The 19,233-nt window shown below is 59.1% G+C and carries 18 protein-coding genes; 13 read left to right on the plus strand and 5 right to left on the minus strand.

Going from position 1 to position 19,233, the window contains the following annotated elements; genetic code table 11:
* The first annotated feature begins 5 nt into the window (after positions 1-5).
* Positions 6-464 carry a DUF2214 family protein gene (locus AC4LFW_RS14530; protein WP_491819798.1) on the plus strand — a complete coding sequence of 153 codons (459 nt, stop codon included), beginning with the start codon at positions 6-8 and terminating at the stop codon, positions 462-464.
* 70 nt (positions 465-534) lie between these two features.
* Here the strand turns inward: AC4LFW_RS14530 and AC4LFW_RS14535 are convergent, their stop codons facing one another.
* Positions 535-1,947, minus strand: a complete 1,413-nt coding sequence (locus AC4LFW_RS14535; RefSeq protein WP_491819799.1) for an alanine/glycine:cation symporter family protein — start codon at positions 1,945-1,947, stop codon at positions 535-537.
* Between the two features lie 237 nt (positions 1,948-2,184).
* On the opposite strand from AC4LFW_RS14535, the gene AC4LFW_RS14540 reads away from it, so the two are divergent.
* The 3 genes from AC4LFW_RS14540 (at position 2,185) to codB (ending at position 5,303) form a co-directional block, all read left to right on the plus strand.
* Positions 2,185-3,012: an NYN domain-containing protein gene (locus tag AC4LFW_RS14540; protein WP_491819800.1), complete on the plus strand. Its 828-nt coding sequence runs from the start codon at positions 2,185-2,187 to the stop codon at positions 3,010-3,012.
* Positions 3,013-3,171: 159 nt separating this feature from the next.
* Positions 3,172-3,621 carry a cyanase gene (gene cynS / locus AC4LFW_RS14545; RefSeq protein ID WP_491819801.1) on the plus strand — a complete coding sequence of 150 codons (450 nt, stop codon included), beginning with the start codon at positions 3,172-3,174 and terminating at the stop codon, positions 3,619-3,621.
* Between the two features lie 410 nt (positions 3,622-4,031).
* On the plus strand, positions 4,032-5,303 hold the full coding sequence (gene codB, locus AC4LFW_RS14550; RefSeq protein WP_491819803.1) for a cytosine permease: 1,272 nt from the start codon (positions 4,032-4,034) through the stop codon (positions 5,301-5,303).
* A 16-nt stretch (positions 5,304-5,319) separates the two neighbouring features.
* Here the strand turns inward: codB and AC4LFW_RS14555 are convergent, their stop codons facing one another.
* The gene (locus AC4LFW_RS14555; RefSeq protein WP_491819804.1) at positions 5,320-6,006 is read right to left on the minus strand and encodes a c-type cytochrome; all 687 of its coding nucleotides are present in this window, start codon (positions 6,004-6,006) and stop codon (positions 5,320-5,322) included.
* A 305-nt stretch (positions 6,007-6,311) separates the two neighbouring features.
* Between AC4LFW_RS14555 and AC4LFW_RS14560 the strand changes: the two genes are divergently transcribed.
* Positions 6,312-6,794, plus strand: a complete 483-nt coding sequence (locus tag AC4LFW_RS14560; protein WP_491819805.1) for an acyl-CoA thioesterase — start codon at positions 6,312-6,314, stop codon at positions 6,792-6,794.
* 158 nt (positions 6,795-6,952) lie between these two features.
* On the plus strand, positions 6,953-7,294 hold the full coding sequence (locus AC4LFW_RS14565; RefSeq protein WP_491819806.1) for a zinc ribbon domain-containing protein YjdM: 342 nt from the start codon (positions 6,953-6,955) through the stop codon (positions 7,292-7,294).
* A gap of 318 nt (positions 7,295-7,612) precedes the next feature.
* On the opposite strand, the gene speA is transcribed toward AC4LFW_RS14565, so the two are convergent.
* The 3 genes from speA to thiO all read right to left on the minus strand — a co-directional run bounded on the left by speA (position 7,613) and on the right by thiO (position 11,420).
* Positions 7,613-9,526 (minus strand): arginine decarboxylase, encoded by a 1,914-nt coding sequence (speA, locus tag AC4LFW_RS14570; RefSeq protein ID WP_491819808.1) that lies wholly within the window; start codon positions 9,524-9,526, stop codon positions 7,613-7,615.
* Between the two features lie 118 nt (positions 9,527-9,644).
* On the minus strand, positions 9,645-10,016 hold the full coding sequence (locus tag AC4LFW_RS14575) for a translation initiation factor Sui1 (RefSeq protein ID WP_491819809.1): 372 nt from the start codon (positions 10,014-10,016) through the stop codon (positions 9,645-9,647).
* Between the two features lie 309 nt (positions 10,017-10,325).
* Complete coding sequence (thiO, locus tag AC4LFW_RS14580) at positions 10,326-11,420, minus strand: glycine oxidase ThiO (RefSeq protein ID WP_491819810.1); 1,095 nt, start codon at positions 11,418-11,420, stop codon at positions 10,326-10,328.
* A 148-nt stretch (positions 11,421-11,568) separates the two neighbouring features.
* On the opposite strand from thiO, the gene AC4LFW_RS14585 reads away from it, so the two are divergent.
* The 7 genes from AC4LFW_RS14585 to AC4LFW_RS14615 all read left to right on the plus strand — a co-directional run bounded on the left by AC4LFW_RS14585 (position 11,569) and on the right by AC4LFW_RS14615 (position 19,182).
* Entirely contained in the window at positions 11,569-12,087 is a 519-nt protein-coding gene (locus AC4LFW_RS14585) for a GspH/FimT family pseudopilin (protein WP_491819811.1), read from the plus strand.
* 75 nt (positions 12,088-12,162) lie between these two features.
* On the plus strand, positions 12,163-12,669 hold the full coding sequence (locus AC4LFW_RS14590) for a GspH/FimT family pseudopilin (RefSeq protein WP_491819813.1): 507 nt from the start codon (positions 12,163-12,165) through the stop codon (positions 12,667-12,669).
* On the plus strand, positions 12,666-13,136 hold the full coding sequence (gene pilV / locus AC4LFW_RS14595) for a type IV pilus modification protein PilV (RefSeq protein WP_491819814.1): 471 nt from the start codon (positions 12,666-12,668) through the stop codon (positions 13,134-13,136). Before AC4LFW_RS14590 ends, pilV begins: the two co-directional genes overlap by 4 nt.
* The gene (locus AC4LFW_RS14600; RefSeq protein WP_491819815.1) at positions 13,133-14,218 is read left to right on the plus strand and encodes a PilW family protein; all 1,086 of its coding nucleotides are present in this window, start codon (positions 13,133-13,135) and stop codon (positions 14,216-14,218) included. The genes pilV and AC4LFW_RS14600 overlap by 4 nt, the downstream gene beginning before the upstream one ends.
* Entirely contained in the window at positions 14,215-14,730 is a 516-nt protein-coding gene (locus tag AC4LFW_RS14605) for a pilus assembly PilX family protein (protein ID WP_491819816.1), read from the plus strand. The genes AC4LFW_RS14600 and AC4LFW_RS14605 overlap by 4 nt, the downstream gene beginning before the upstream one ends.
* A 1-nt stretch (position 14,731) precedes the next feature.
* On the plus strand, positions 14,732-18,736 hold the full coding sequence (locus AC4LFW_RS14610; protein WP_491819817.1) for a pilus assembly protein: 4,005 nt from the start codon (positions 14,732-14,734) through the stop codon (positions 18,734-18,736).
* Complete coding sequence (locus AC4LFW_RS14615; RefSeq protein ID WP_491819818.1) at positions 18,733-19,182, plus strand: type IV pilin protein; 450 nt, start codon at positions 18,733-18,735, stop codon at positions 19,180-19,182. The genes AC4LFW_RS14610 and AC4LFW_RS14615 overlap by 4 nt, the downstream gene beginning before the upstream one ends.
* Positions 19,183-19,233: the final 51 nt, after the last annotated feature.

The following is a 19,233-nucleotide window of genomic DNA, read 5'->3' on the forward strand; positions in this document are numbered from 1 at the left end:
AACAAATGGCCTATGCCGTCGCCGCCTACCTGCACTTCGTGGCGATCTTCCTGCTGTTTTCCCTGCTGGTGCTCGAGCATCAGCTGTTTCGCCTGCCGCTGAACTTCAAGCGCGCACGCAGCCTGTTTCGTGTCGATCTGGCCTTTGGCATCGCGGCCGGGCTGGTGCTGATTACCGGCGCTGCAAGGGCGATGCGCTATGGCAAGGGCCTCGACTATTACCTGAACAACAGCTTCTTTCACGCCAAGATCGGCCTGTTCGTCGCGGTCGCGGTGCTATCGATCTACCCCACCGTAACCTTCCTGAAGTGGCGCCCGGCGTTGAAAGCCGGAAAGGTGCCCTCGATCAGCCCCGCCAGCGCGCGTCGGGTCAAGCTGGTCATCCGTCTGGAATTGCTCGCCCTGCTGCTGATTCCTCTGCTGGCAGCGCTGATGGCGCGGGGGTTCGGTGTGATCCCGCTCTAGGCCGGGTTCTGGTCGCCTCCCCGAATGTTCGGCCTGCGACACCTGGCCCGATGGCCGGGGAGCCTCTCGATCAGCGCCAGATGTTGTTGTTGATCTTTGCCTTCAGCTCCGGGTAGTCGGCCGCCCTGAACGTGGGCACACCACCCGCCTTGATCTGCGCCATGTAGTCCTTGGTCAGCTTTACCACCGTCCCGGACAGCAACAGGATCGCGATCAGGTTGATTGTCGCCATCAGCCCCATCGATGCATCCGCGGCGTTGAACACCGTCGTCACCGCTTCATAGGCACCCCAGATCACCATGCCCAGCGCGGCCAGCCGCAGCAAGGTCAGCCCGAGCCTGTTGCCGGCGCCGAGAAAGATCAGTGCGTTTTCGGCATAGGAATAGTTGGCAACGATGGAGGTAAAGGCGAAGAACAGGATGGCGATGGCAATGAAGTAGGTACCGGCCACACCGATGTGGGTCTCCATCGCCTGCTGGGTCAGCTGCGTGCCGGTCACGCCGGAACCTGGTTCAAGCACGCCCGCGAGCAGGATCATCACGGCCGTCGCGGTGCAGATGACGATGGTATCGATGAACACACCCATCGCCTGCACCAGCCCCTGGGACGAGGGATGGTGCGGTGCGGGCGTGGCGGTCGCCGCCACGTTGGGCGCCGAGCCCATACCTGCCTCGTTGGAAAACAGCCCGCGCTTGATGCCGTTGAGCATCGCCGCGGTGACCGAACCTGCCACGCCGCCCGCAGCTTCCTCCAGGCCGAAGGCGCTACGGACGATGGTCATCAGCACGCCTGGCACCTCTGAGATGTTCATCAGCAGGACGATCAGGGCCATGAGCACATAGAGGCCCGCCATCAATGGCACCACCAGTTCGGCAAAACGTGCAATCGAGCGCAGTCCGCCAAAGATCACCATTCCCGCCAGTATCGCGACGGCTATGCCCACCCACAGCTTCGGAATGCCGAAAGCCCCCTGCATGGCATCGGCGATGGAGTTGGCCTGCACGGCATTGAAGACCAGCCCGAAGGAAATGATCAGCGCAACGGAAAACACGCCACCAGCCCAGGGCGCCTTCAGGCCTCTGGCGATATAGAAGGCCGGCCCCCCTCGATACTGGCCCTCCCCGTCGCGCACCTTGTAAAGCTGGGCGAGCGAGCTTTCCGCGTAAGCCGTCGCCATGCCTACCAGCGCCACCATCCACATCCAGAAGATCGCGCCGGCACCACCGAGATACAGCGCAACCGCCACTCCGGCCAGATTCCCGGTGCCGACCCGCGACGCCAGGCTGGTGCATAGCGCCTGGAACGGCGAAATACCCGAGGAGTCGCTCTGTCTCGCTCCCCTGATAGCCCGAACCATTTCACCGAAGTGTAGGAACTGCAGGAAGCCCAGGCGGATGGTGAAGAACACACCGACTGCCAGCAGACCGTAGATAAGCACGTAGCCCCAGAAGATGGTGTTGAGGAAGTCGATGACTGCGGTCATGTAGGCGCCTATTCGTAGGAGACGTAGGGGTACGACTTACTCTAGCCGCTATGCTGGCCGGCACCAGCCAGCGCGGCTACGAGCAGCCTGGACCAAGGGTCGGAACCGCCTCGATGGCGAGGGTTCCATCGACCCACCAAGTGAGCCTGCCGATTGCACTCGCTACATGGCCCGGCTATGGCGTAACGGGCCTAGCTGGCGTTATGGTCGGCCGGACATTTTTCTCCAGGACGCGCCATGGCCGCCAAACCCAGCAACCCCCGTCAACAGATCCATCTGGCCGTTCTGATCGACGCCGACAACGCACCCGCCGCCATTGTCGAGGGGCTTTTCGAAGAGATTGCCAAGTACGGTGTCGCCAGCGTCAAGCGCATCTATGGCGACTGGACCAAGCCCAACCTGGGCAGCTGGAAAAAGGTCTTGCTCGACCATTCGATCCAGCCGATCCAGCAGTTCGCCTACACATCGGGCAAGAACGCCACCGACAGTTCGCTGATCATCGACGCCATGGACCTGCTCTATACCCGGCGCTTCGATGGCTTTTGCCTGGTCTCCAGCGACAGCGACTTCACCCGCCTGGCCGCTCGGCTGCGCGAGGAAGGGCTCACTGTCTACGGTTTTGGCGAACAGAAGACGCCATCGCCGTTCGTCTCCGCCTGCGACAAGTTCATCTACACCGAGATCCTGCGCGCCGACGCGCCCAAGGCTTCGCAGGAGCCACCGACCAGCGGCGACAAACCAGCTGTTGCGACGCCCGCCGAGAAGGAGGAAGAGTCCCGGGCTGCCGACAGGAATGCCCAGGTCAAAGCGCAGAAGGTCCCGGTGGATTTCATCGCCAAGGTGCTCAGCGACATTGCTGACGACGAGGACGACTGGGTGCATCTCGGCGCGCTGGGCGCAAATATTGGCAAACTCCGCCCGGCCTTCGATCCGCGCCTGTACGGCTTCAAGAAACTCAGCGACCTGATCAAATCCCAGCCCAGGCGCTTCGAGCTGGAAGCCCGGGGTACGACGTCCACCGGTGGCAAGGCGCTCTACGCTCGCAATCTCAAGCCGTCCAGATAGCACCGGCACGGCCGGCCAAGCGGCCGCTGACCGAACCCGGCCGTACCCCTCACTTCGTTCACCGCCCTGCCTGATCGGCGCTGGCACATCCTCTGCATCGAAACAGGCGTCCAGCCGCACTCTGCGGCTCGTTCACGCCATTCGAAGAGGAACCCGCATATGATCTCCTGCCGCAGCCAAGTGACCCAGATGATCGTCTCCGCCAAGGTGCGCAAGAACCTGAAGTGGACCCAGGTAGCTGAATCCATCGGCATGTCCAAGGAATGGACCACCGCCGGCTGCCTCGGCCAGATGGCCTTCGACAAGAAGCAGGCGGAAACCCTTGGCAAGCTCTTCGAGCTGCCGGATGAAGCCATCGCCTGGCTGCAGATCGTGCCTTATAAGGGGTCGCTGCCGACGTCAGTGCCCACCGACCCGCTGATCTACCGCTGGTACGAGCTGGTCAATGTCTACGGCAGCACAATCAAGGAGCTGATCCACGAAGAATTCGGCGACGGCATCATGAGCGCCATCGATTTCTCCATGGACATCCAGCGCCAGCCGGACCCCAAGGGAGATCGCGTCAATGTCGTGCTGTCCGGCAAATTCCTGCCGTACAAGAGTTACTGATCAGCGGGTACGGATTTCTCCACGCCCAGGCTCTCGACCCTGTTGCCTAGCGGGTCGCTTGCCTCGGGATCGGCGCCGCGTTCGCGTAGTGCCTCAAGCAAGTCATCGGCACCGACGGCGATAAGAAGCTGGAAGCTGGATCAGCGTGCGGGCCGGCGCCGAAACACCTTCAAGCTCTTTCGGCTTTTACTTCAAGCTTCCAGCTTCAGGCTTCAAACTGCTTCTCAGCCCTGCCTCGCCCGCTGCGTACGGGCGCGACAGGTTCGATTCCGGTGCGGTACGCGGCCGTTGCGCCCTCATCAGGGGCAGGATCGTGCGCGCCGTTATGCAACGCGGCCGTTTTCAAGCAGCGGATGGCTGGCATACACCCTGCACAGGCAAGGGAACAACCATCTGCAGGAGCTTGCGCCATGAGCCAAAAAGAACGTGACTATCCGCTTAGCGAGGTGCCCGCCAACGCCCGCAAGGGGTTGTGGTCGACAGCCGTCCTGCTGTTCGGCTTCACCTTCTTTACCGCCACCATGTTTGCTGGCGGCAAGATCGGCCTGGCCTTCGACTTCAAGACCATGATCTGGGCGGCCGTCATCGGCAACCTCTTGCTGGGGCTCTACGCCGGCGTGCTCGGTGTGATTGCCTGCCGCAGTGGGCTCAACTCGGTGCTGATGGGACGTTTCTGCTTTGGTGAGCTCGGCAGCAAGCTGTCGGATTTTCTGCTCGGCTTCACCCAGATCGGCTGGTATGCGTGGGGCACGGCGACCATCGCCATCGTGCTGGTCAAATTGCTGGAGTTGCCACAAAGCCTGACCATGCCACTGATGGTGCTGTTTGGTTTCGGTTTCTGCCTGACTGCTTTCGTAGGCTACAAGGGGCTGGACTTGCTGTCGCGCGTGGCCGTACCGGCGATGCTGGTGCTGCTGGTGGTGTCGCTATGGATTGCTACCCGCGATATCGGCGGGCTTCAGCCGTTGCTCGCCGTACAGCCCAGCGAAGGGATGAGCCTGGGAATGGCAATCACCATGGTGTTCGGTACCTTCGTCAGCGGCGCCACCCAGGCCACCAACTGGACGCGCTTCGCCAAGAGCCCCAAGGTCGCGATGTTTGCCAGCCTGATCGGGTTTTTCATCGGAAACGGACTGATGATCGTTGCCGGCGCCTACGGCGCTATCGTTTATCAGCAGCCGGATATCGTCGAAGTGCTGGTACTGCAAGGCTTGTCCATGGCCGCCGTGGTGATGCTGTTTCTCAACCTCTGGACCACCCAGGACAACACCATCTACAACTTCGCCGCCGCCGGCTGCAATCTTCTGCGCACCGAGCGTCGCCGGCTGGTCACACTGGCCGGCGCCTTTATCGGCACGCTGCTGGCGCTAGGCGGCATGTATGAACTGCTGATCCCGTTTCTGGTCCTGCTGGGCTCGATCATCCCGCCCATTGGAGGAGTGATCATGGCGGATTACTTCGTCGTGCACCGTGGCAGGTATCCGAAGCTCGCCAACGCGAAGCTGCCTCGCTTCAATGGCATGGGCCTGGCGGCCTATGTTGTTGGGGCGGCCTGCGCCTACTTTTCGCCGTGGGTTGCACCTATCGTCGGCATCCTGGTCGGGGCGGGAGGGTACATCCTGCTCCATGCCGGACAGCGGATGGCCCTGTCTCGCAGGGTTCTGAGCGAGCCCGGGGCCTGATCGATCGAGGTCAGGTTCATGGCTCGCGAATCGCCGCGCCAATCAGTTGGGCACTGGCGCGCTTTTCCTGCTGCGCCGTCAAGGTGAGCTGGCTCAGATAGGCGACCAGGGCCTCGATCTCCGCTTCCGACAACCTGCCGGCAACACCGATCATGACCGAACCGGCACGACTCGGGTCGTTGTTGCGAAAGCGGGTCAAGGCCTTGCGAATGTACTCATCCGGTTGGCCGGCGAGACGCGGCATGGTTTCCATGCCTTGTGCATGATCCCCGTGGCAGCCGACGCAGGTGCCCTGGAAGAGGCTCGCGCCCCGCTGGACCAGCGCAGCATCAGCCACTTTTCCGGACGGCACGACCTTTTGCTGGCTGAAATACACAGCGATGTTGACCCGATCTTCCAGCGTCAGGCTCTTGGCCAGGTTCGACATCACATAGTCGATGCGCTCGCCGTTGGCGAACTTTTCAAACGAGTGAAACAGGTAAATAGGATTCTGCGCGGCCAGGTTGGGGATATGCGGCCGCTTGCTGTTGCCGTTCTCGCCATGGCAATAGCCACAGAACAGCGCACGCTCCCGCCCGGCCGAAAAGGCTTGCTCGCGCCGCACGGGATCACCCATGAGGTAGTTGAAACGATCCATGGCCTGCTCTTCGGCATGGGCCAGCGAGGCAAGACCACTGAGCAGGAAAACGGCAAGTAGACGCATGGGCAGTCCCGACGATCGATCTGACGACGAATAACGCCCGGACTATAGAGAGGTCAGGATTTCCGATACTGGCCCAAGTCAATAAACCGTATCGGCGCAGCCAGGTCAGGTCTCTCTCGGCGCGGTCCGCAGGCAAAGCGATGCAGTGCGCGGCTATGGCACCCGGTCGGGAGGTATCAACCAACCTGTGCGCTATTGCCACATTGACCCGTCCAAAAAAACTGAAGCCGAGGTAACAACTGCACACACATCCGCCTTGTATTCGACTAAAGTAGCGGCCCTTTTTGCCAGCACGAGCCGCGCACATGCTAGTTGGACATGCCGAACTGACCATGACCGTATTGATGACCCCGGACAAGGCCAATTTTTCCGGCAATGTACATGGCGGCACGCTGCTCAAATATCTGGACGAAGTGGCCTACGCCTGCGCCAGCCGTTATGCCGGTCAATACGTGGTGACCCTGTCGGTGGATCAGGTCAATTTTCGGCAGCCCGTGCACGTGGGCGAACTGGTGACCTTTCTCGCCTCGGTCAACTACGTGGGCAACACTTCGATGGAGATCGGCATCAAGGTCATCACCGAAGACATTCGCCAAAAGACCGTTCGCCACACCAATAGCTGTTTTTTCACCATGGTTGCCGTTGGTGAAGATGGCCGTCCAGCCAGCATCCCTGCGCTGCAACCGCAAACCCCCGATCAGAAACGCCGATTCGCCCAAGCCCAGCAGCGCCGGCAGATCCGCCGTGAGCTGGAAGAACGCTACCGCGCCATCAAGGATGATTACTGAGCCCGGCTGGCCAAGCGACTCCGCCAACGCCACGCGGCGCTGCCGGTACGCTATGTCCATATGGCTCGGCCTGGTTTATCCGCCCGGCAACGCAACGCTCATGCGGCAGCAAAACCCTATACAATCTGCGGCTTTTCGCACCTTGCCGAGGATATCCCGTGAGCGCTCTGCCACCCTGCCCCCAATGCAACTCCGAATACACTTATGAGGACGGCCAGATGCTGGTCTGCCCGGCATGCGCGCATGAGTGGTCTGCCAATGCGGCCGAATCGTCCGGTGATGATGAAAAGCTGATCAAGGATTCGGTAGGCAATACCCTTCAGGACGGCGATACCATCACGGTGATCAAGGACCTCAAGGTCAAGGGCTCATCGCTGGTGGTCAAGGTCGGTACCAAGGTCAAGAACATCCGCCTGGTCGACGGCGACCACGATATCGACTGCAAGATAGACGGCATCGGTGCGATGAAGCTGAAATCGGAGTTCGTCAGGAAGGTTTGAAGCGAAAAGCTTCGCGCCGGGGCGGCCCTCCCACACAAGCAGAAAAACCACACCGCGCGCTCTGGTGGGAGGCGCGCCCTGCAGTCCGTAGGGTGGATCGCGCTTCATCGATCCACCGAGCGGAGCCACGGTGGATGTAAAAGGCGACATCCACCCTACTGCCCTGACCGACCTGACCTCGACGCGACCCCGTAAGGTGGATCACGCCTTGTCGATGCACCTTACGAATTCACGGTGGATGTAAGCGACATCCACCCTACGGCGTCTCAACCCGGCAAATGACATCTGAGCGCCCTCTCTGCCGGCGACCTGACCCAGTCAAGGCGTCAGATAAGACGAGCGCGTCAGCCCCAGGCGCAACGCATCGATGTACTGGGTGCGTTCCTTGGCGCTCAGGCGCGCACTCGACACCTTGTCACGGTAGTAGGTCATCAGTTCCTCGGGCGACAGGTGCACGTAGCGCAGCATGTCCTCGATGGTGTCGTGCGTCTCGATGCCGGCGTGATAGAAGCCGCCGTTCTCGCGCTGATAAACGTTTACCGAGTCGGTATCGCCGAACAGGTTGTGCATGTCGCCGAGAATCTCCTGGTAGGCGCCCACCAGGAAGACACCGAGAAAGTATTCCTCGCCCGCCTGGATCTCGTGCACCGGCATGCTGTTCTCGATGCTCTGCTCGTCGACGTAGTGCTTGATCTTGCCGTCCGAGTCGCAGGTCAGGTCCTGCAGCACGGCGCGGCGCACCGGCTCCTCGGTCAGGCGCTGCAACGGCACGATCGGCAGAATCTGGTCGATCGCCCAGGTGTCCGGAAGGCTTTGGAACACCGAGAAATTGCAGATGTATTTGTCGGCGAGCTTGTCGTTGAGCTCGTCGAGGACCGCGCGATGCGATCGCTGACGGGCCTTGAGCTGGTTGTAGAGGCGACGGCAAATGGCGAAGTAGCTCTGCTCGGCCAGCGCCTTCTGCGCCAGACTCAGCTTGCCCGAGGCGTACTGCGCTGCGGCCTCGCTCATGTAGTGCGTGGCGCGCCAGTAGGTCTCGGTGACCATTTCAGGATCGGACGGGCCGAGCAAGTCGGCCAGTGCCTGGACGATTTCCGGCAGCTCGTCGTAGTTCTCGATGGTCGGCGCCTCGTCGTTGTGCCGCTCGAAGTCAGTTACCTGCATGACCAGCACCGCATGGTGCGCGGTCATCGCCCGGCCGCTTTCGGAGAAGATGTGCGGGTGCGGCAACTCTTGCCGGTCGCAGAACTCCTTGAGCATGCCAACCACGGTCCCGGCATATTCGTCGATGTCGTAGTTGATCGAGCTGGCGTTGCGCGAGTGGGTGCCGTCGTAGTCAACGCCGAGGCCACCGCCGACGTCGATATGGTCAACCGGCAACCCAAGCGCGCGCAGCTCGGCGTAATAACGGATGGCTTCGCGAAAACCGTCGCGGTAATCAGCAAGGTTGGCGATCTGCGACCCCATGTGAAAGTGCAGCAGGCGCACGCCCTGATCGACACCCGCCGCACGGAAGCGGTCGATCACGGTCAGCAGCTGGGCAGCGGACAGGCCGAACTTGGACTTTTCCCCACCGGTGTCCGCCCACTTGCTCGACGCCAGCGAAGACAGGCGCACACGCAAGCCGACTTGGGGAACGAGCTTCAGCTCTGCGGCCTCTTCGATGACCATCCCGACTTCCGACATCTTCTCGATCACGATGAAGACGTTGTGGCCAAGCTTCTGCCCCATCAACGCAAGGCGGATAAACTCACGGTCCTTGTAGCCGTTGCAGACGATGGTGCCGCCCTTGGGCGCCAGCGCCAGCACGGCCATCAGCTCCGGCTTGGAGCCCGCTTCCAGGCCGATGGAGACGTTCTGCGTGGCGATGATGTTCTCGATCACCGCCTCCTGCTGGTTGACCTTGATCGGGTACAGCGCGGTGTACTTGCTCTGGTAGTCGAGGCGCTCGATGTTGGCATCGAAGGCGCCCGTCAGACGACGTACGCGGTCCTGCAGAATGCCTGGAAAGCGCACCAGCAGCGGCAGCGTCAGCCCCGCCTCGCGCAACTGCTCGATCAACCCCGTAAATTCGACGGACTCGCCATTGGGGCCCTGAGGGCGCACTTCGACCTGACCATCGTCATTGATCGAAAAATAGCCGGCACCCCAGTGACGAATTCCGTAGACGCTGCGGCTATCCGCTGCGGTCCACTGGCTGCCGTCGTCTTTACGTGTGCGTCGTACAGGCATCTAAGCCTCCTGAAAGATGAATGGTTCTGCCAAGCGTAGTCCGCGACAGAGGCTCTCCGGGTCGGACAGCCGGCGCGCCGGGAAACAGGCGCACACGTTTGATGAGATGAAAATGCGGTCAACCGCCGGATTTCTTGGCCTTGAATCCGCGTTTGACCAGTTCATCGATAAGCAGTTGAACATGATCACCCTGAATTTCGATGACACCCTCCTTGAGCGCGCCACCGGTACCGCAACGCCGCTTGAGCGCGCTGGCCAGTTCCTTGAGCTCGGCTTCAGGGAGCGGGACGCCAGCGATGGTCGTCACCGTCTTGCCGCCCCGCCCTTTGCTTTCCCGGCGAACCCTGGCAATGCCGTCGCCCTCCGGGATGATCGACTGCTTGCAGACACAGGCATCAAGGGGCTGGCTGCAATCTGGGCAGTGCCGCCCCGCATCGGTGGAGAACACCAGCCCACCAAGGCCGGAAAAGGAAGTGGTTTTCTTGGCCACGCAAACCTCACGAGCGATGAAACCGACGCTGTCACACCCAGCGTCAAACAGCCGCGCAATTTAACAGCAAAACCGCCAGGGACGTAGGGCAAGAGGCCAATACCTGCCAGAAGCTCATTGCCTCGAGAGGGATCGCTGGTTTCTATCAGCATGCACGCCCTTGGCAAGGACCGACGATATCAGAAGGGCAAGCAAGCACTTCGCACCGAGCCGGCACTGCCTTAGCTGCATCGCAGGTGCAGAAACCTTGTGCACTCCCTATCAGGCGGCCCTTGCATCAGCTGAATCCAGCTCGGCAACCAAACCCTGTCAGAGCCGCCCAGCGGGAGCATAAGGCTCGGGGTCGATGCACGGCGCACGTCCTGTCATCAGGTCGGCGAGCAGCTGACACGACGCGGGCGCAAGCACCAGGCCGTTCCTGAAGTGCCCACAGTTGAGCCACAAGCCGTCGTGCCCCAGCACCGGCCCGATAAACGGAATGCCCTCCGGCGAGGCAGGACGCAGCCCAGCCCAGTGCTTGACTACCTCGGCATCAGCCAGGCCAGGAAGCAGATCAATGGCAGTCGCCCGGAGGCTTTCCAGCGCATCGTGAGTCGGCGTCTTGTCGAAACCAACATCCTCCAGCGTACTGCCGACCAGGATATGGCCGTCGCGCCGGGGAATCGCATAACGCCGCTTGGCCAGCACCATGCTCGGCAGAAAATCTTCGGCGCACTTGAACAGGATCATTTGACCCTTCATGGGCTTGACCGGAAGCTCGAGCCCCAGCGTTGCAAGCAACTTGCCGCTCCAGGCGCCTGCTGCTACCACGACCTGGTCTGCGCGGATATCACCCTTCTCGGTCGTGACGCCCACGACGCGCTCACCCTCACGAACGAACCCGGTAACCGGGCACTGCTCGATGAGCTCTACGTTGGGCAGTTTCACCAGCGCAGCACGCAACGCCTGTAGCAGGCGTGGATTGCGAACGTTGGCTACTCCCGACATGAACACTGCCTTGGAAAAGCCCTTGGCAAGTGACGGAACAGCGACGTGAACTTCGTCCAGACCGACTCGGCGCAGCGGACGCATTTCGCGTTCAGCCCAGGCCAGCGCCTCGTCTTCATCCTCCAGATCCAGCCAATACAGGCCCGTCTGGTGCACCTCCGGATCGACTCCGCTTTGTTGCATCAGTGTCTCACCGAGCTGCGGATAAAAATCCTGCGACCAATGTGCCAAGGCCGTTATCGCTGGGCTGTAACGCCAGGGGTACAGGGGCGAAACGATACCGCCGCCAGCCCAGGATGCTTCAGTGCCTGTTTTGGCGGCATCGAGCAGCGCCACAGCCCTGCCCGCAGCAGCCAGGCCATAAGCCGACAGCATTCCGATGACACCACCGCCTACCACGATCGTCTGTAGCTTCACTCAGCCTCCAGCTGTCAGGTTCACAATTCCAGCCTTTTGTCCTTGGACTAGCCGCCGCGCTGGTCTAAAAAGCCCGCTTCGCCATTCGTTGGCGAAGCAAAGCGATACCGCCAGGAAGGCGCAATCATACGTGCAAAGGAACCGCACCATGCCGAATCAGGATCAAGGCTTCACACTTGTCGAACTGCTCGTCACGCTGACGGTACTGGCTGTTGTCTTGGCGATAGCCATCCCGACATTCAATTCGTCGCTCGAGTCGGTTCGCCAGCGCACGCTGGTCAATCAGCTTCTGGCTGACCTCAACTTTGCAAGAAGCAGGGCGATAACCACCAGGCGACCGGTCAGCCTTTGCGCGGGGGCGGCCAGCTGCGATGACCAAGCGATGTGGAGCGGCCAGGTTCTGATATTCGACGACCTGGACGCCAACGGCATGATCGACGAGACCGACGTGACGCTACGCACCACCGCAGTGACGCCGAGCCATAGCTGGAAGTGGAGAAACTTCCGTCAGCAACGACACATGACGTTCAAGCCCGATGGCACGACGCACAGCCTCAACGGCACCTTCATCCTGTGCCGGCACGAAACGCCGCTAAGGAAGATTGTGATCAACATCACGGGACGCGCGAGACTTGACGCACCCAAGGCTGACGACCTTTGCACCTAACATGCCGCACAGCCTCGGAAACCGACCGGACGTCCGGGTCAGGTAGGAAGCCGAACGGCATAACGGGATGATTCGATGACCCTGAAACTGAGAAAAACCATGCACCACTCCCGAGCTTTCACGCTGATCGAGCTGATGGTCACGCTGGCGATCCTCGCGATCCTGCTGGCAATCGCGGCCCCCTCTTTTCGAGACACCATACAGAACAACCGGACCCAGACCATCGCCAACGACCTGACCACTGCATTGCAGTTCGCCCGTTCCGAGGCAGTCAAGCGTGGCGTGAGGGTGGATATCTGCCGCCGCAACGGAGATGTCTGTGCAGATGCAGCCGATTGGGGAAACGGTTGGCTGGTGAAAGTGAATGGAGGCGCCGTTATCCGCGTATGGGGGGCGGTCGGTAACCAGAATACGGTCACCGGGCCGGCTGAAACACTCTCCTATCGGCCGAGCGGCCTGCTGACCAAGACAACCGCGACAGACTTTACCGTGAAGTTCCCCAACTGCTCAGGCAAACCCCAATACACCATTGCACTGACCGCAACGGGACGAGTGACGAGCACAAAAGGAACGTGCCCATGAGACGACCCCTAGTTCCATCTTCCCGTCAGCGCGGCGCGACGCTCATCGAAGTGCTCGTCGCCATGCTGATCCTCTCCGTCGGCCTGTTAGGCCTGGCCGGAATGCAGATGACAGCATTGAAAAGCAACCAGAGCGCTTACTACCGCTCCCAAGCCACGATACTCGCCTACGACATCATCGACCGCATGCGCGCCAATCGCACCGAAGCGCTCAATGGCGTCTATGACATCGCGCTTCAGAACCAGACCTGTGATCCGGATATCGCTCCCAGCGGCACACTTGCCAAGAGAGACGTGGCCGAATGGCTGAACTCGCTCTCGTGCCTGCTCTCGGCAGACGCGCAAGGCAGCGTCGTCCGTAACGATCGAGTGTTCACGGTCTCCATCGAGTGGAATGACAACCGAGGGCGCATCGACGAAGCCGATGACGACGATCGCGAAACCTTTGTCTACCGGACGCAGCTATGAAACCAGTCTCTTTTTACCGGCAGGCGGGCCTTTCGCTCGTCGAGCTGATGGTCGCCATGTTGATCAGCCTGATCTTACTTGGCGGTGTTCTGCAGGTATTTCTGTCCAGCAAGGATATGTATCGCACCAATACGGCGGTTGCCCGTGCTCAGGAAGCGGGCCGATTTGCGACCGACTTCATCGCGTTTGATGTGCGCCAGGCGGGTTATAAAGGTGAATGCTTAAGTGAGCCCTTCAACCAGCTGGATTTGTCAGCAAGCAAAAACGGTTTCACAACAGACGAAAAGAACGCCTACAGCACAACACCTGCAATTCAAGGCTGGGATAACAGTAAGCCGATATTTTTTGGCAACACTGATACAACACGCCCCGACACCGACTCGTTCATTGTGAAATACGCTGGCAACGGCATGGAGTTTGAACCGAACGGCACAAATGCCGTAGGAGCTGGCAATCTGAATGTCAAAGGTGAAACAGGTGCTTACAGCGGCCAGATTGTTCTGATCGCGAACTCCACAGGATGCGATATCTTCCAAAACACGAATAATCAAAACGCAAGCACGTTTCAGACAAATGGGGGCAACGAAACGCCTGGCAATACAAAGACTGGCATGAGCCAAGCCTATAACAACAAATTTACTGCGTATATCTTACGAAGCCATACTTACTTTATTCGCGAAAATAACGGCCGCCTACCCTCGCTCTATCGCCAAGTGCTCAGTCCGAGCCCCGCTATCGAGGAGCTGGTTGAAGGTATTATCGAGATGCAAGTCACCTATGGCCTGGATAAGGATGGTGACCGGCTGGCGGATGTGTATGTAAAAGCTGGGACTAACAATCTTGTCTCCTCGGGTACAGGCGACTGGGACAAGGTAGTTTCGGCGCGGATATCCGTGATCGCGATCAGCCCGGAAATCAATGTGCTGGGAGAACCGCAGAAGTTTGACTTTCCAGCCATCGTCGGCATCGACAGAGACGATGAATATGCCCTCTACGAAGACGACGGCACCGTCACTATCAAAAACAACCGCGTCGCTCAGGTCTACACAGCCACCGTCGCCATACGGAATCGCCTGCCATGAAAAAAGGAACTTTCGCCCCCCCCAAACAGGAAGGAGCCGTACTTCTCGTCGCCTTGATCATGCTACTGCTACTCACCATTCTCGGGGCCGCAGCCATGCGCGATACCAACCTTCAAGAACGAATGGCGGGGAATATGCGTGATCATGCACTCGCATTTCAGGCTGCCGAGGCCGCCCTACGCTTCGCCGAACAAGAGGTAAAGACGAACTATTCGGATTTAATCAACGATGCGCTCTATCCCGTCAATGATGAGTCGCCGACTGTCGTGACCTTCTCTGGCTTTAACGCAAATGTATACCAAGCCCCAACTTACACCATTACCCGCCTGCCCCATCCCGGACAGCTCGATATGCAGAACATGGTCAACCCCATGACAGCTGGCGGCGACTCGCTTGCTGCCGGCGAGTTGCTGATTCTCGACTTCGTTCTGGTGCGCATCGAAGCAACCGGCACCGGCGCCAGCCCGGACTCGAAGGTAACCCTTCGTTCCCTGTATTTCGTAGAGGAGTGACATGATGCCGCTCAATCATCGCCGCATGCCCTGGAACGGCCTTGCCGCTACGTGGCGCCCGTTGCTTCTGGCCGGGACGGCACTGTGCTGGACGCTAGGCGCCAGCCAGGCCGCCGCAGATGTATCGCAAACACCATTGCTTTTAGGCGCCAGCAACGTACCGGGGAACCTTGCTCTGGTTCCGTCGGTGGAGTGGCCCACTTTGCTCTCTATTGCGAATACCGGTAGCTACAGTTCAGCCAATACGTACCTCGGCTATTTCGATGCCGGCAAGTGCTATATCTATGACGGCACCAACGAATGGTTCGAACCAAATGGCAACGCTACCGCGAGAAAGTGCAGCGCTGCCAAACAATGGAGTGGCAATTTCCTCAACTGGGCAGGCACACCGACCATCGATCCCTTCCGGAGCGCCCTTACTGGAGGCTATCGCTATCGTGACACCATCGGCGTTACCGTACTTGAAAAGGCTCGCCATACGGGGCAAAGCACTGCTGGCGACCGTTTTAAAACGGCTGCCGGAGTATCGCCAGCAATCGATACAGGAATATTGCCAGCGACAGAGTTTGCTGGAGCGACCCCTATAAAGAGCGATTGGGCAAATTTCTATATCCGGCTGAGCGGCCGAGGAATAGAAATGCTTTTCTCCAACTGGAACGACAAGATTGGTGGATTAGGTGCCACCGGCACAAACACCAATGAATGGGCCTATTACGACCCCAACAATACCGCCCAATGGGAGAACGGAAAGCTTAAGACCGCTTTTAATGTAGGCAATCAAGTAAAAAGCGTGTACCGCATAAAGATCAGAGTGAAGGTCTGCGTCGCCGGAAATATTGAATCAAACTGTAAAAAATACAGCGATACAAATTACAAGCCTGAAGGCCTGTTACAGCAATATAACGAAAACATGCGCTACAGTGTTTTCGGTTACCTGAACGACGAAAAACAGCTACGCGACGGCGGTGTATTGCGCGCGGGTCAAAAGTATATCGGCCCACTTAAAAGAGAACGCGGTGTGGCCGGCCAGACCGAGAACGCTCGTACAGAATGGAGCAAGACAACGGGCATTCTGGCAACTAACCCGAACCCTGCCGATGCCGCAGCGACTCAAGCAGCATTTGGTCGAACTGTCAGTAATAGCGGTGTTATCAATTACTTGAACAAGTTCGGGCAGTTGACGAACAACCAACACAAGAGCAATGATCCAGTTAGCGAGCTTTATTATGCAGCGTTCCGTTATTTCCGGAACGTGGGCAATGTTAGCGCTTACAGCACACCGACCCCAGATCACAATCCCTCGCCGGACGACATAACGAAAGACAAATGGCTTGATGGGTTCCCGGTTATAACTTCTTGGGACGACCCTATCCAGTACGCATGCCAGAAGAATGTAATTTTAGGAATTGGCGATACCAATACTCACGCCGACCGCAACCTGCCTGGAGCAACAGTAACCAATCTCGAGCCGGCGGTACCAACCGAAATCGCTGCTGACGCTACTAACTTCAACGTCGCAACTGCCACAACGGTAGTTGGTACTCTAGAGGGCGTTGATACAAAAGCGAAGACCGCTGACCGATTCGGCGATTGCTGCAGTAATAACTCCGCCTATATCGCTGGGATGGCCTATCACGCCAACACAGTTGACCTTCGGGCCGATGTCAGCGGAAAGCAGCTGCTCTCCACTCACTGGGTAGATGTACGTGAGAACGGCGTACTGAAAGGCCGCGCCAAGAACCAATATTGGCTTGCAGCAAAATACGGCGGGATTAAGTTTCCAACCGATAAAGACGTTGAGGACTATGGTGACCCTTACGCCCCCTCCTCAGTGATCCAACCCAGCTGGTGGACCGACGGCGATCAAACCGAAAACGGAGAGCTTCGGCCTCGTAATTTCTATGTTGCCAGCGATGCCACGAAGATGGTTGAGAGTCTGAAAACAGCCTTCGCCAACATCGCCAAGGAGGTGAGCAGCACTACTGCGGCGCTCTCCACCAACTCGACCAAACTCGAAACCGATACCGTCGTTTTCCAATCGATGCTCGACAGCTCCAAGTGGAGCGGTGATCTGCTGGCCAAAGCCGTATCGAGCAACGGCACCGTGAGCGAAACCCCTACCTGGAAGGCTGCACAGAAGCTCGATGCCCTGACCAACGCCCAAACGTCGGATCGCGTCATTCTGACATCCACACCGCCTACTGCTGACGCCACGACAGGCGCTCGGGTATCGACCACTGGCAGAACCTTTGTCTGGGGCCAGCTTGATACTGCACAACAGGACGCTCTTCGCGCCACCGCCAGCGGAACCTTGGTGACTGAACAACGTGGTCAGGAGCGACTCGCCTTTATTCGGGGTGACCGCAGCCAGGAGCGCACCGATGCTGCGCCCAACAACCCGTTCCGACAGCGCGACAGCCGTCTGGGCGACATCGCCAACTCTGATCCGCAATACATCTACAAACCGAACTTCGGTTATTCGCAGTTGCCCGAAAGCGCCGGATTCACCAGCACGGTCAAGAGTGCTTACACCACTTTCCGCTCGCAAAGCTCCTATCAGAACCGCCCCCCATTGGTCGTGGTGGGGGCTAACGACGGCATGCTGCATGGCTTCGACGCGAGCGTCGGCACCACGGGCGGTAAAGAACTGTTCGCCTATATTCCGAATGACCTGATTGATGAACTTTACGAACTGACGGACCCGACGTATGCGCACCGTTACTATGTGGACGGTACGCCCCGTATCGGTGACGCGCTCGTCAGCGGCCAGTGGAAGACTCTTGTAGTCGGCTCGTCCGGCGCGGGCGGCCGTAGCATCTTCGCGTTGGATATTTCGAACGCAAACAACATGTCCGCTAGCAACGTCCTCTGGGAATTCACCCACGCGGAAATGGGCTACAGCCTCGGCCGACCCAGCCTGGTTCCTCTCTACAACGGTAAGTTCGGCGTTATCGTAACCAGCGGCTATGATCGCCCAACTGACACCCCCGCTGGTTATGTCTGGGTACTAGACGCCTCGGATGGCAGCGTGATTAAACGCTTCGATTTACCCGAGAGCGGCGACCTGGGTGCGCCTCTGGCGGTCGATCTGGATAACGATCGCGTGGCTGATCGCATCTATGTAGCCGATACGCTGGGCAAGGTATGGCGCCTGGACATCAACGCCGCGACACCCGGCGGCTGGGACGCACCGAGCGATCTGAAGTCAGGCAGCAACATCACCCCGCTGTTCCTCGCCAAGGACTCCAGCGGCAATGCGCAACCGATTACCGCGCCGCTAGATGCTGCCTACACCAAGGATCGCCAGGTTATGCTCGTGTTTGGCACCGGTAGCTTCTACCAAACCACAGACAACGAGGTCCCGGCCAACCCGCAAGTACAGTCGTTCTACGGCATCATCGATAACGGCGAGCAGATCGACGGTCGCAGCACCTTGCTGGAGCAGGAAATTCTCCGAGAAGTAACCGGCACGGAGCTCAATGGCCGAGCGGTCAGCGAGAACACCATGACCGACACCAACGATGGCTGGTACCTGGACCTGCTTTGGAAAACCACTGAAGGCGGAACCGGAGCTAAGGGCGAGCGGGTTATTTCGCAGGCTCAGCTGGGCGGCAACCGGGTTACCTTCAGCACCCTGATCCCATCGGCGAATCCATGCGACGCCGGCGGGACAAGTTGGATCATGAGTCTCGACCTTGCGACGGGAAGCCGGCTCGCCTATTCCTACTTCGACTACAACGGTGACGGGAATATCGATGAGAAGGATTACATTGAGCTTGGAGATGGAACAAAAGTCCCGGCTAGCGGAGTGGCTGACCCTGACGAGGGCGCAGTAAAAGGAACAATCGGTCTAAATGATCAAAGCACCGGCAGGCGTTTTCTTTGCTATGCCAGTTCGGCATCCGCCACTGGTTCTAACGGCGTCACCCCGGTTTGTATAGAAGTCATGGGAAACAACAACGACTCAAACCGCCTGTCTTGGAATGAAGTGAGGGATAACTTGTGAAACGATTCGTAGCTGAAAGGCTATCAAGCCGGGGCTTTACCTTGATCGAGCTGATGATTGTAGTCGCGATCATTGGGATCCTCGCTGCCATCGCCTACCCGAGTTACCAAGAGTACGTCCGCAGCGCCAAACGCGCGGACGCCGAGACGGCCCTGATGGAACTAGCGCATTTCATGGAGCGCAGCTACACCGGCAGCGGGCGCTATGACAAGAACAGCGCAGGAAACGCAATTTCATTGCCGTTCAACCAGGCGCCCAAGGATGGCGGGACCAAGACATACGATGTCGGGTTCGCCGAAGGCAGCCCATCCGCCACCGCGTATGTATTGCAGGCCGTTCCAACAGGAAGCATGGCGGCTGACAAATGCGGCACCCTGACGCTTTCCAATACTGGTGCAAAGGGACAGGGGGCTGGAGTGACCCTTGCCGAATGCTGGAAGCGCTAAGTCACAAAAACAAGAAGCCCGGCATCTCGCCGGGCTTCTTGCTTAAGGTCA

The organism is Stutzerimonas sp. C6.4V (assembly GCF_058536345.1).

Bases quoted from the DNA above. Each gene is read 5' to 3' on its own strand.
- AC4LFW_RS14530 (WP_491819798.1), top strand. From the start codon at position 6: ATGGCCTATGCCGTCGCCGCCTACCTGCACTTCGTGGCGATCTTCCTG.
- AC4LFW_RS14535 (WP_491819799.1), bottom strand. From the start codon at position 1,947: ATGACCGCAGTCATCGACTTCCTCAACACCATCTTCTGGGGCTACGTG.
- AC4LFW_RS14540 (WP_491819800.1), top strand. From the start codon at position 2,185: ATGGCCGCCAAACCCAGCAACCCCCGTCAACAGATCCATCTGGCCGTT.
- cynS (WP_491819801.1), top strand. From the start codon at position 3,172: ATGATCTCCTGCCGCAGCCAAGTGACCCAGATGATCGTCTCCGCCAAG.
- codB (WP_491819803.1), top strand. From the start codon at position 4,032: ATGAGCCAAAAAGAACGTGACTATCCGCTTAGCGAGGTGCCCGCCAAC.
- AC4LFW_RS14555 (WP_491819804.1), bottom strand. From the start codon at position 6,006: ATGCGTCTACTTGCCGTTTTCCTGCTCAGTGGTCTTGCCTCGCTGGCC.
- AC4LFW_RS14560 (WP_491819805.1), top strand. From the start codon at position 6,312: ATGCTAGTTGGACATGCCGAACTGACCATGACCGTATTGATGACCCCG.
- speA (WP_491819808.1), bottom strand. From the start codon at position 9,526: ATGCCTGTACGACGCACACGTAAAGACGACGGCAGCCAGTGGACCGCA.
- AC4LFW_RS14585 (WP_491819811.1), top strand. From the start codon at position 11,569: ATGCCGAATCAGGATCAAGGCTTCACACTTGTCGAACTGCTCGTCACG.
- AC4LFW_RS14590 (WP_491819813.1), top strand. From the start codon at position 12,163: ATGACCCTGAAACTGAGAAAAACCATGCACCACTCCCGAGCTTTCACG.
- pilV (WP_491819814.1), top strand. From the start codon at position 12,666: ATGAGACGACCCCTAGTTCCATCTTCCCGTCAGCGCGGCGCGACGCTC.
- AC4LFW_RS14600 (WP_491819815.1), top strand. From the start codon at position 13,133: ATGAAACCAGTCTCTTTTTACCGGCAGGCGGGCCTTTCGCTCGTCGAG.
- AC4LFW_RS14605 (WP_491819816.1), top strand. From the start codon at position 14,215: ATGAAAAAAGGAACTTTCGCCCCCCCCAAACAGGAAGGAGCCGTACTT.
- AC4LFW_RS14610 (WP_491819817.1), top strand. From the start codon at position 14,732: ATGATGCCGCTCAATCATCGCCGCATGCCCTGGAACGGCCTTGCCGCT.